This is a genomic window from Pseudomonas sp. NFPP04, from assembly GCF_900113815.1.
Lineage (GTDB): Bacteria > Pseudomonadota > Gammaproteobacteria > Pseudomonadales > Pseudomonadaceae > Aquipseudomonas > Aquipseudomonas extremorientalis.
This window is the reverse complement of the sequence record NZ_FOQS01000002.1, coordinates 339,493-350,857: the sequence shown is the minus strand read 5'-3', so window position 1 is coordinate 350,857 and position 11,365 is coordinate 339,493. Positions and strand designations below refer to the sequence as shown.

General features: G+C 60.7%; 13 protein-coding genes. 4 read left to right on the top strand and 9 right to left on the bottom strand.

Features of this window, described 5'->3' with window-relative positions; genetic code table 11:
• Window positions 1-524, bottom strand: a 524-nt coding sequence (locus BM017_RS05450; protein ID WP_218189848.1) for an AlgP family protein, incomplete at its 3' end; no start/stop codon positions are given.
• A 192-nt stretch (window positions 525-716) separates the two neighbouring features.
• Between BM017_RS05450 and BM017_RS05445 the strand changes: the two genes are divergently transcribed.
• On the top strand, window positions 717-1,394 hold the full coding sequence (locus tag BM017_RS05445; protein ID WP_092241732.1) for an FKBP-type peptidyl-prolyl cis-trans isomerase: 678 nt from the start codon (window positions 717-719) through the stop codon (window positions 1,392-1,394).
• A 56-nt stretch (window positions 1,395-1,450) separates the two neighbouring features.
• Here BM017_RS05445 and rsd read toward each other — a convergent pair whose 3' ends face one another.
• From rsd to BM017_RS05410, 7 genes are all read right to left on the bottom strand, one after another.
• A complete protein-coding gene (rsd, locus tag BM017_RS05440; protein ID WP_092241730.1) occupies window positions 1,451-1,909 on the bottom strand; it encodes a sigma D regulator in 459 nt (152 codons plus the stop codon).
• Window positions 1,910-2,119: 210 nt separating this feature from the next.
• Window positions 2,120-2,641 (bottom strand): disulfide bond formation protein B, encoded by a 522-nt coding sequence (locus tag BM017_RS05435; protein WP_071488036.1) that lies wholly within the window; start codon window positions 2,639-2,641, stop codon window positions 2,120-2,122.
• 236 nt (window positions 2,642-2,877) lie between these two features.
• Window positions 2,878-4,119 carry a heme biosynthesis protein HemY gene (locus BM017_RS05430; protein WP_071488037.1) on the bottom strand — a complete coding sequence of 414 codons (1,242 nt, stop codon included), beginning with the start codon at window positions 4,117-4,119 and terminating at the stop codon, window positions 2,878-2,880.
• 5 nt (window positions 4,120-4,124) lie between these two features.
• A complete protein-coding gene (locus tag BM017_RS05425) occupies window positions 4,125-5,237 on the bottom strand; it encodes a uroporphyrinogen-III C-methyltransferase (protein ID WP_092241728.1) in 1,113 nt (370 codons plus the stop codon).
• An 18-nt stretch (window positions 5,238-5,255) separates the two neighbouring features.
• The gene (locus BM017_RS05420; RefSeq protein ID WP_092241727.1) at window positions 5,256-6,014 is read right to left on the bottom strand and encodes a uroporphyrinogen-III synthase; all 759 of its coding nucleotides are present in this window, start codon (window positions 6,012-6,014) and stop codon (window positions 5,256-5,258) included.
• Window positions 6,011-6,952 (bottom strand): hydroxymethylbilane synthase, encoded by a 942-nt coding sequence (gene hemC / locus BM017_RS05415; RefSeq protein ID WP_092241724.1) that lies wholly within the window; start codon window positions 6,950-6,952, stop codon window positions 6,011-6,013. Before hemC ends, BM017_RS05420 begins: the two co-directional genes overlap by 4 nt.
• 138 nt (window positions 6,953-7,090) lie before the next feature.
• Window positions 7,091-7,837, bottom strand: coding sequence for a LytR/AlgR family response regulator transcription factor (locus BM017_RS05410; RefSeq protein WP_071488041.1), 747 nt, complete (start codon window positions 7,835-7,837; stop codon window positions 7,091-7,093).
• A 504-nt stretch (window positions 7,838-8,341) separates the two neighbouring features.
• Here BM017_RS05410 and argH point away from each other — a divergent pair.
• Window positions 8,342-9,736, top strand: coding sequence for an argininosuccinate lyase (gene argH / locus BM017_RS05405; protein WP_071488042.1), 1,395 nt, complete (start codon window positions 8,342-8,344; stop codon window positions 9,734-9,736).
• 159 nt (window positions 9,737-9,895) lie between these two features.
• Here argH and BM017_RS05400 read toward each other — a convergent pair whose 3' ends face one another.
• Window positions 9,896-10,555 (bottom strand): glutathione S-transferase family protein, encoded by a 660-nt coding sequence (locus BM017_RS05400; protein ID WP_092241722.1) that lies wholly within the window; start codon window positions 10,553-10,555, stop codon window positions 9,896-9,898.
• Between the two features lie 126 nt (window positions 10,556-10,681).
• On the opposite strand from BM017_RS05400, the gene BM017_RS05395 reads away from it, so the two are divergent.
• Together BM017_RS05395 and BM017_RS05390 are read left to right on the top strand one after the other, a co-directional pair.
• Window positions 10,682-10,966, top strand: coding sequence for a hypothetical protein (locus BM017_RS05395; protein WP_058424213.1), 285 nt, complete (start codon window positions 10,682-10,684; stop codon window positions 10,964-10,966).
• 96 nt (window positions 10,967-11,062) lie between these two features.
• Window positions 11,063-11,317, top strand: a complete 255-nt coding sequence (locus BM017_RS05390) for a TIGR02647 family protein (protein ID WP_010207442.1) — start codon at window positions 11,063-11,065, stop codon at window positions 11,315-11,317.
• The last annotated feature ends 48 nt before the right edge of the window (window positions 11,318-11,365 follow it).

The window sequence follows — 11,365 nt, the reverse complement described above, 5'->3', positions numbered from 1 at the left end:
GCAGCAGCGGTTTTAGAGGCTGGCTTGGCAGCAGCAGGTTTTGCTACGGCTTTAGCGGGTGCCTTGGCAGCAACAGCTTTGCTCGCCGGCTTCTTCGCGCTCGCTGCAACAGCTTTAGCTGGGGTACGAGCGCCCAGCACCTTAGCAACGGCTTCCTTCACACGACCAACGCCCTGGGCCAGCTTCAGGCTTTCCTGAGCATCTTTTTTAAGTTGGGAAATGTAGGCGCGGGTTTCAGCTTGGCGATCCTTGAGGGCGTCCAGCAGATCCTCAAGTTCTTTGACAGCGTCTTTGGCTTTGGCTTGTGCCTTGGCCTTGCCGGCAGTAGCGGAGTCTTGCAGTTTGGTGCGGGATTTGTGCAGCTTCTCTTGCGCTTTACCGCGTTGTTTTTCCAGCTTGGCGAGCAGTTTTTCTGCATCGGCCAACGCTTGGGAACAAGCGCTTTCCAGATGTTCGAGCAAGCTGCCCGAGAGTTGTTGGAGTAAATGCAACGGGGTATTAACAGGCTTCTGTTTGGCCGACATGGTTTACCTCCTGGCTGACGTGGGTGCGGCTCATACTAGCCCTCTGCTCTTACCGCCGCTAGGGCATGTTGACAGTATCGTTTGCCTGGCGTTGCACCGTGAGAAAATTCTTATCGAGATAACGAAAATACGCGGCACTTTTTACGTCACCACACTGGCATAATCCGTCGCACTTTCGGCGGGAGGATGCCCATGTCGCGTTACTTTTTTCTTGTGCTTGGCCTGGCGATTTCGGTGGCCAATGCGAGCGAACAATCGCCGGTAAAAAACACCGACCAGAACCAGCACGACCTCGCCTACAGCCTGGGCGCCAGCCTCGGCGAACGCCTGCGCCAGGAGGTTCCCGACTTGCAGATCCAGGCGCTGGTCGAAGGCCTCAAACAAGCCTATCAAGGCAAACCCCTGGCGCTGGACAACGCACGCATCGAACAGATTCTTGCCCAGCACGAAGCACAAAGCGAAGCTGACGCGCAGGCACCTCAAAGCGAAAAAGCACTCGCGGCCGAACAACAATTCCTGAGCAAAGAAAAAGCCGCAAAGGGTGTGCGCGAGTTGGCGGATGGAATCCTGCTTACCGAGCTCACCCCAGGCACTGGCGACAAGCCGAAGGCCAGCGATCAGGTTCAAGTGAAGTACGTGGGACGGCTACCCGATGGGACAGTGTTCGACCAGAGCGCGCAACCTCAATGGTTTCGCCTGGACAGTGTGATCAGCGGTTGGAGCAACGCGTTGCAACAGATGCCGGTGGGCGCCAAATGGCGCCTGGTGATTCCATCGTCCCAGGCCTATGGCGCCGACGGTGCCGGCGAATTGATCCCGCCCTATACACCCCTGGTGTTCGAGATCGAATTGCTCGGTACCCGACACTGAGGCAACAAAAAACGGTGCGCCATGCGCACCGTTTTTTGTACCCCTATTATCGAGGATCAAGCCTGGGTAGCAGACTCTTCCTTGTGAGCGTTGTGCAGCACTTCGATCAAGCAGTCTTCCAGCTCGAATCGTTCGTGAAGCAACGCGCCCAATTCTTTGAATTTATCCGCCACACAGTTACCGGCATCGCACAGGTCGGTAAACTCGAGCAGCTTCTCAGTGATGACATCGATGCGCGGGTAGAGGGTCTCCGCCAAATCCAGACCACGCTGATCGTCAAAGGCCTCCGCCTCCTTGGTCAGTTGCTCGTAGACACCGAAATGGCCGGCTGACACGTAGTCCACCAAGACACCACAAAAGTCCTGCAACGGTTCACGGTTCTCGGCCAGTGCTTCAGGCTTGGCGCCAAGAGCATCAAAGGCCCGAACCAGTTCGTGACGTGCCTTCAGCCAGCTGTCGATCAGCTTGTGCACCCCACCCCAGCGTTCCTGAGCATTCTGACAACTTTCCAGCATGATGATCTCTCTTCCCTAATAGGGGCGCTGCTGCCTGGTGCCCGCGCAACACTTCAAGGATAAAGCAGCAGCCGGACAAGGCCGCATCTGACAAACGGTTTGAACTACACGTGCGGGCCAGATTATGCCCGCATGACTATGGCTTCAAGGTACGCAGGAGAGAAAGTTCATACAAGTGTTTAATCCCGTCCTACAAACTGCGACCCGATATCAGCGCCTCGCCGGGCGCAAACGCTGGCTCAAAAACAGCTGTGAAAATTGCATGACGCCCAGTATCAACATCCCAATGAAGAACAGCAGGCTCCACTCCGGCAGGCTCAAGTCAAACAGCGTCCAGTTGATCTCAACGCAGTCGACGGTGCCTTTGACGGTCAATTGCAGAGCCTGCCAAAACGACAGGTTTTCGATCATGTAATGCAGGCTGGGCCAGCAATCAGCCGACTGTCCCGGTGCGGCGTTTTGCAGCAGTACCTGGCGTACGGCGGTAATGGCACCCAGCAGTGCGAAGCCCATGCTCGCCAGCCCATACAGGCAGATAACCGAGCGTTTGGGGTTATGAAGGGCGGCGACCAGATTGACTAATGTGAAACCGGCCAGGAAACCCCGCTGCATCTGGCACAGGAAGCAAGGACGCAACGAGACCCCGAACTCGAGGTAAAACGAGGCGCCCAATGTCAGCGCACCCGCCAGGAACGCAAGGACATACAAGGAGCGTGAAGGGGCCAAAGACATGCTTTATCCGCATCGCGAAAGATAGGTCGCTACGGTAGAGGAAAGGCCTGACCGCTTTCAATACATGCTGGAGCAGACGATTCCGCGAGAGGGTAAGGAGATCCCGCCAGAAGATGGAAGACTTTAGACAACAGAGCGTCGGACTTTGCCTACAATCGCACTGATAGCTGCTTTCCGAGGTCCTGAGGGATTGGCTGCCAGATATATCCGAGCCAACCCTCGCCTGTCTTCCTACCTCAAACCCGAGCCGGGACGGGTAACGGTGAGGCCAGCAAACGGTTATCCAGCAAACCCAGCCCTTCCTGGAACAATTGGTTACTGCGCTCGGTGTCACCCAGTTGGGCCAACAAGCGCGCCAGCTCGGCGCAGGCCTCAGGGTTACGCTGCACCTGCAGGCTGCTTTCCAGATAGTCTCGTGCCTTGCCCCACAAACTGTTTTGCAGGCACAGACGGCCCAACGTCAGCAGCAGGCTGGCATCGCCAGGATGATCCTTCAGCCAACCTTCGGCAAACTTCAGCTGCCGGGCCGGGTCGCTGCCGCGCAACAGACCGTACAGCCGGATCAGGTGGCTGTCGTAACCACGCTTGATGGCGCCGCGCAATGCTTCCTCAGCCTTGGCGTCGGCGCCCAGTTGGCGCAATTGCTCGGCATAGGCCAGGACCAATTGCGGCTCCTGACGCTGAGCGGACGTCAGTTGTTGCCAAGCCCGTTCAAGGGACTGCAAGCCGGCCTCGCCCTGTTCTTCACGTTGGGCTGCGAGGCTGAGGTTCTCGCCCCACGCACGACGCTCAAGCTCGGCCAGTTCACTGGCGGGCAGGACTTTGTCCTTGCGCAATTCCGGCAACAGGCGGATCACCGATGACCAGTCGCCCCGCTGCTGATGCAAGCGCTGCAATTGGCGCAGCACCTGCGCGTTATGGGGATGGCGTTCGTGCATCGCCTGCAAGGTGGTCAGCGCACCCTCCGTATCACCACGGTCCAGTTGCAGCTGGGCATGGCTCAAGGCAACCGCCAGCTCGGCCTGGGGCTGACGCTCCAGGGCACGCTCCAGCAAACCATCGGACTCTTCGTAGCGCCCCTGCTCATTGGCAGCACGGGCCGCGCCGAGGTAGTACAGCAGTGGCTGACGCTCGGCTTCGGCAGCGCGGTGCAGGTGGCGCTCGGCGCTGGCCCAGCGGCCTTCGGCGAGGTCCATCTGGCCTTGTTCGATGGCGATCTGCACGCGGCGGCTGCGGTTGCGCCGCGACCACGGGTTGACCACGCCACCGGAAGTGGTGACCAGGCTCAGGAGCACGCGGATCAGGTAAATCGCCAAACCGATGGCAAACACCGCCACCACGGTCGCCCACAGGCTTGACTCGTAATGCAGCACGTGCGGGTAGGTGACCAGCACGTAACCGGTGTGTTTCGAAATGCCCACCGCCAGCGCCAGCGCGATGGCAATCGCCAGCACCAGGACCACATAGAAACGTTTCATCAGCTCTACTCCTGCTTCGCCGGCGTCGCCGCCGCCTTGGCTTCGTCGGCAGACAGATGACGCCGCTCAAGGTACGCCTGCACAGCCGCCAGGCTCGCAGCCAGGTCCGGCGTCACCACCGACACCGCCTTGGGCTCAAGCTCTGCAATACGCGCCAGCATCGCCTTGCTCTGTGGGTTGTCCTGGTTGAAGTTGTCCTGCAAGACGCTGCGCGCCTCGCCCAGGGAGCGGCTATAGACTGCCGACTCGCCATTGAGAGCGGCCCATTGTGCTTGCTCCAGGGCCAGGCTCAGGGCCAGGCGCACCTGGTTCAAGCCTTGGCCGGCCAGCAGCGGGCGGATGTTGTCATCCGGGTTGAAGTCGATGCGGAAGTAGCGGGAAATCTGCTCCCACCATTGGCTCCAGCGGCTTTCGGTGTCGGTGGTCGGGCGGCCTTGGGAGGCCGGCTCGGTCAACTGATATTCGGGGGCGATGGCCGCCAATTGCACGACCTGGTCGCGCAAGGCCGCTAATTGCAGGTACAGCCCGGTGCGGTCCGGCTGCTCGGTGCTACGCAGCGCGGCAAGGCTCTTGGCCAATTGCTCGCGTGCAGCGTAGGAGCCGGGATCGCTTTGCTCGCGAAGAATCTCGTCGGCACCTTGAACCAGCGCCTGCGCACTGTTGATGTCCTGCAGGGCAGACAGACGCAGGCTCGCCAGGCGAATCAAGTGTTCGGCCTCGGCCAGACGCCAGTCCTTGCGGCTGGCGCCCAGCACGGTTTCCAGGCGCTGGCTCAGACGTTGCTGGTCGCCTTGCAACTGGGCCACCAGACGACGGCGCTCCTCAAGCTCATCCGCACCCGGCAACTGCGCCAGGCGCGCCGCCAGTTGCTGCTGGCTTTGCTTGAGGGACTGGGACTGGTCATCGAGGGTCTGCACCTGGCCCAACTGCTGTTGGCTGCTGGCCTGCAGGGCGCGGACCTGCCAGATCCCCCAACCGCCGGCGGCAACACCGGCGGCGCCGAGCAGCAGGGCGACGATTGCCAGGCCATTGCCACGGCGCGGCGCGGTGACCGGTGACTCAACCGGCGCATCAAGTGCGGGTTGGGCTTCATCTTTAGGCAAGGCTGTTTCGCTCACGTATCCGTCCTTTGCGTTTCAGAGAGTGGGAACGGTATAGCTCCGTATCGCCACTAACAAAGCCGCGGCACTCGCACCACGACAATCCACAACTTTTTCTGCACCGGCGGCCCGCGCCATCTCCTGGACTCGCGGGCTCGGCACGAACAACGGTAGCTGTGCCACTTGCGGCCAATCGGCTCCGGCCAGGGCTTGCAGGTGTAGAAAACCCTGCCCACTGCTGACCACCAGGCCGTTCAAGCGTTCCAACTGGATGCGTTGCATCAGTACCCCGGCGTCGTAGGCCGGCAGGAAACGGCGATACAACTCCAGGTAGTCGACACTAGCACCTTGCTCACGCAAACGCTCCGCCAGCAGCTCACGACCACCCTCGCCTCGCAGGATCAAGACCTGGGCATCAGGGCGTGCGATAGCCTCGCGCAACGCAGGCAATTGAAGCAAGGCCTCGCTGTCGTCGCCAGTGGGGGGATAGTGAACGGTGAGGCCGTGATCAGCCAATACCTGCGCGGTGGCGGCGCCAACACTGAACCATGGCAACTGCGGCCATGCGCGATCCAACTGCGCGACCGCAAGTCGCGCCGCCGGCTTGCTTACCACGATCACCGCGCAGTAGCGGCTCAGGTCATGGAAGACAGCCTGCTGTTCAGGAGTGACCGGCAGCGGCTCAATATCCAGCAACGGCAAGCTGCTGCTGAAAACCCCCGCATCGGACAACGTGGCCGCCAGGGCCATCGATTCCTCGGCAGGCCGCGTCAGCAGCACACGCCATTCGGTCACTGCGGGCCGGCCTCGCCGTAGACTTTTTGCAGAATGGCACCGGCGCCCTTCTCCAGCAGCGCTTCAGCCACCTGGATACCGAGGGCCGTGGCATCACGTTGCGGGCCACGGACCTCGGCAGTCAGCAGGGTGCCACCCTCCGGATCACCCACCAGGCCACGCAACCACAGGTTTTCACCTTCGAGCACGGCGTAGCAGGCGATCGGCACCTGGCAGCCACCGTTGAGGTGCTTGTTCAGGGCGCGCTCGGCCGTGACGCGCACTTCGGTGTCCTGGTGATCAAGAGGTTTGAGCAGGGCGTGGATTTCTCGGTCGGCGGTACGGCATTCGATGCCAACGGCGCCTTGCCCACCGGCGGGAAGGCTGTCCTCGACGCTGATGACCGAGGTGATGCGGTCTTCAAAACCGAGACGGATCAGGCCGGCGGCGGCGAGGATGATCGCGTCATATTCACCGGCATCCAGCTTCGCCAGGCGGGTGTTGACGTTGCCACGCAGGAAGCGGATCTGCAGGTCCGGACGACGAGTCAGCAACTGCGCCTGGCGACGCAGGCTCGACGTACCGACGATGCTGCCCAGAGGCAACTCATCCAACGATGCATAAGTATTGGAAACGAAGGCGTCACGCGGGTCTTCACGTTCACAGATGCAAAACAGGCCCAGGCCTTCTGGAAAGTCCATGGGTACGTCTTTCATCGAATGCACGGCGATATCGGCTTCATTTTGCAGCAGCGCGGTTTCCAGTTCCTTGACGAACAGGCCCTTGCCGCCGATCTTCGACAGTGGCGAGTCGAGCAGCTTGTCGCCACGACTGACCATGGGCACCAGGGACACCTTGAGGCCAGGGTGGGCCTGCTCAAGGCGTGCTTTGACGTATTCGGCCTGCCACAAGGCCAGGGCGCTTTTACGAGTGGCGATGCGGATTTCGCGAGAGGACATGGATCAATCCGTACTGAATAGATACGGCAGATAATAACAGCTCAGGCAAATACGCTTTGATTTGAATCAGCAAGTGCGGGGCCTCCCTGGCCACCTCGCACCGGGATATGGAATGCAGGCCTCGCTACAACCCCTGGGCTAAAGCTGCTGCATCATCTTGCGCACACCGGCCACATGCCGCCGGCTGACGATCAACGCGTCGCCGTTAAGGCCTTTGAGGAAAAGCTGGAAATGCCCCAGGGGCGTGCGCTGCAAACGTTCGATGCGCTCACGGGCCACCAGCGCGTTGCGGTGGATACGCACGAAGCGGTCGCCGAACTCATCCTCAAGCGCCTTGAGCGGCTCATCGAGCAGCACTTCGCCGCCCTGGTGACGCAGCGTCACGTACTTGTGATCGGCAATAAAATAGACCACTTCACCCAGCGGGATAAGTTCGATGCCTTTACGGGTACGGGCGCTGATATGGCTGCGTGGCCCGTTACCACTCTGGGCGGCAGGCTGAGTCAGGGCGGCAAGCTGGACGCGGGTTGGGCGCTCAGCCTTTTTGAGGGCCTTGAGCAAGGCGTCGCCCACCACCGGTTTGATGAGGAAGCTGACACCGCTGGCTTCCAGCGTTTCCGTGGAAAACTCTTCACCGGTTGCGCAAAACACCACGGCAGGTGGCGACTCTCGCTCGCTCAATCGAGCCGCCACTTGCAAGCCATCGAGGCCCGGCATACGGATATCGAGCAACACCACATCCGGCTTGAGGCTGTCGATCAGCGTCAACGCCTCTTCGCCCGTGGTGGCGCTCGGCTCTAATACTGCGTAACCCTCGAGTTCACTGACCAGACGGCTCAGTCGCTCGCGGGCTTGGGGTTCGTCATCAACGATCAGGACATTCATATTGCGCTGGATTCCTGCGTGAGTCTCGCACAAGGATAGCGTAGACAGGTGCGGTGACTTGCGTCACAGCGATCCACGCTAAGACTAGCGCGAGCGGCAAAAAGTGCCCTGAGAGTGGCACCCATATTTACCCGGACCTGTTCAATAGCGCCCAAGACCTGCTGCCTTCGGGCATCGTCGTAGGGTTTGCTGATACACAATCCGAATACCCCCCTTTTTAATGGATAGTCTGGGCTCTGACCGCATTACCCGACTTTGGTGCATTCACACACTATCAGTCCAACTGTAGACGCTCGCCGAGACGACATTGCTCAATCGTCAAATATCGTTTCAATAAGCCCCTTTCCTCAGTCTCGTCCTGGACGCGGTCGACGGCAAGGCACTTAGCCATCCTTTGCACAAATAAAAATGCCGACGACCCGCAGCACCGCGTCCACGGGCAACCCTGTTATTATCGCCGGCACACTTCCATGCCTCTTTATTAAGCAGATCACGAGCGAATCCATGAGCACCGACAAGACCAACCAGTCCTGGGGCGGCCGCTTCAGTGAACCCGTCGACGCCTTCGTCGCCCGCTTCACCGCCTCCGTCACCTTCGACCAGCGCCTGTACCGCCACGACATCATGGGCTCCATCGCCCACGCGACGATGCTGGCCAAGGTCGGCGTGCTGACCGATGCCGAGCGCGATAGCATCATCGACGGCCTGACCACCATCCGTGGCGAGATCGAAGCCGGCACGTTCGACTGGCGCGTCGACCTGGAAGACGTGCACATGAACATCGAGGCCCGCCTCACCGACCGCATCGGTGTGACTGGCAAGAAGCTGCACACCGGCCGTAGCCGCAACGACCAGGTGGCCACCGATATCCGCCTGTGGCTGCGTGACGAGATCGACCTGATCCTGTCCGAAATCACCCGCCTGCAGAAAGGTTTGCTGGAGCAGGCCGAGCGTGAATCGGACACCATCATGCCGGGCTTCACTCACCTGCAGACCGCGCAACCGGTGACCTTCGGCCACCACTTGCTGGCCTGGTTCGAAATGCTCAGCCGCGACTACGAGCGCCTGGTGGACTGCCGCAAGCGTGCCAACCGCATGCCTCTGGGCAGCGCCGCCCTGGCCGGCACCACTTACCCGATCGACCGCGAGTACACCGCACAATTGCTGGGCTTCGACGCTGTTGGCGGCAACTCGCTGGACGGCGTGTCGGACCGTGACTTCGCCATCGAATTCTGTGCCGCCGCCAGTATTGCGATGATGCACCTGTCGCGCTTCTCCGAAGAGCTGGTGCTGTGGACCAGCGCGCAATTCCAGTTCATCGACCTGCCGGACCGCTTCTGCACCGGCAGCTCGATCATGCCGCAAAAGAAAAACCCCGACGTGCCCGAGCTGGTGCGTGGCAAGAGCGGCCGCGTGTTCGGCGCCTTGATGGGCCTGCTGACCCTGATGAAAGGCCAACCCCTGGCCTACAACAAGGACAACCAGGAAGACAAGGAGCCGCTGTTCGACGCCGCCGACACCCTGCGCGACTCGCTGCGTGCGTTTGCCGACATGATCCCGGCGATCAAGCCCAAGCACGCGATCATGCGTGAAGCGGCGCTGCGCGGGTTCTCCACGGCGACCGACCTGGCCGACTACCTGGTGCGCCGTGGCCTGCCGTTCCGCGATTGCCACGAAATCGTCGGCCATGCGGTGAAGTACGGTGTGGACACCGGCAAGGACCTGGCGGAAATGAGCCTGGAAGAACTGCGCCAGTTCAGCGACCAGATCGAACAGGACGTGTTTGCCGTGCTGACCCTGGAAGGTTCGGTGAACGCCCGCAACCACGTGGGCGGGACCGCCCCGGCGCAGGTAAAAGCCGCAGTGGTACGCGGCCAAGCCCTGCTCGCAAGCCGCTGATCCTTGTGGCGAGCGGGCTTGCCCCGCGCTGGGCTGCGAAGCAGCCCCAAAAACTGACACCGCGCAATGCCTGACAGAGCGCGGTGTTCTTACTTGGGGCCGCTACGCAGCCCAACGCGGGGCAAGCCCGCTCGCCACAAATTCGCGCAACTTCAGAATCTATTTTTTTGCCGCAATCATCGCCATAAACGCCGGCATTGCCGCCTCCCTATCCGCCGCCACTTTCTGCGCGTTGGGCATGGCATGCAACCGCTCCAGCAACGCCTTCGCCGCCGGCATTTCAGCCAGAAGATCCAGCCCAAACAGCTTTTCGCCCACCGCACAGGCGAGGTTCACGCTGTACATGAAGTACAAATCCGCAATCGTGAAGCTTTCCCCCGCCACATACGGCGCGAACTTGCCGTGCCTGCCCAGCGCACCGACCCCCAGCAGCAACTCGGACCTGGACTTCTCCTTGATCGCCTCCGGCACCGGCATGCCCATAAACGCTTCGGCGTAACACGCGCGGGCCGGCAGCTCGATGTACAACTCGATCTCCCTGCACAGCGCCAGCACCTGGGCTCGCTGGAACGGCTCGGCGGGCAACAGCGAAGGTCCTTCCTGGGTCTGTTCGATGTATTCGAGGATCACACTGGTTTCGTTGATAAACCCCTGCTTGACGCCGAGGGCCGGCACCTTGCCACGTGGGCTCACCGCAAAGACATCGGGGGTCTGCCCAGAGAAAAAGGGCACCTCTTCGAACGGCAGTCCCTTCTCCAGCAGCGCCAGCTTGACCATGTTGTAGTAGTTGCTGACCGAGAATCCGTAGAGCTTGAGCATTGCAGGTGCCTCCAGGCCGGGAATGGGGTTGGCTGCAAGGGTTATAGCCCCCAGGGCCCGGCCTTGCCAGCAGCATCACCCGCCTGAATGGGGGTAGACTGACGCCCTTTCCTTGAGGAGCCAGCCATGAGCGAGCCGACCGATATCGACAACGACGAAGAAGAATTCGCCGAAAACACCCTGATCGAAGCGATCGAGAACCAGATTGAAAGCGAAAACCCGCCGGCGGCCAAAGCCACGTTCAACAAGCTGACACTGGTGGGTTACGAGCGTGAAGAGATCCTGCAACTGATGGCCCACGTGCTAGCTGTCGAGATTGATGCGCTATTGGAAGAGGACCGTGCGTTCAATACCGAATGGTATGAAACTGCACTGCGCGCCCTGCCGGAACTGCCCCCGGAAAAGCAATAATCCAGGGGCGCAGCAACACGCTGGACAGTTCGGCAAAGTGCGTTCACCTTATGGCCTGCTAGCCTCTAATAAATTCTTAGAAAGTCTGGAGTCCTTATGTCGTATACCCCTGAGTTGGTTGCCGAACTGGAAATCCTTGTACTCTTCCCATTGGACAGCACCAAGGAAGGTCTGAAAGTTCACCAGACCGCCGCGCCCACTGCCATCGCTGCTGCCAAGCGCCTGCACGCGAAAGGACTTATCGACCAACCGGACGGGGGCTACCTGACCAGCCTTGGCCGGGACGCTGCCGAACAAGCCCAGACCCTGCTGACCATCCTGACCACTGCCACTACCAAAGAAGCTGCCTGATTCCCTACACCGCCCATGGAGTCCGCTACTGGCGGATTCCGGGGGCAT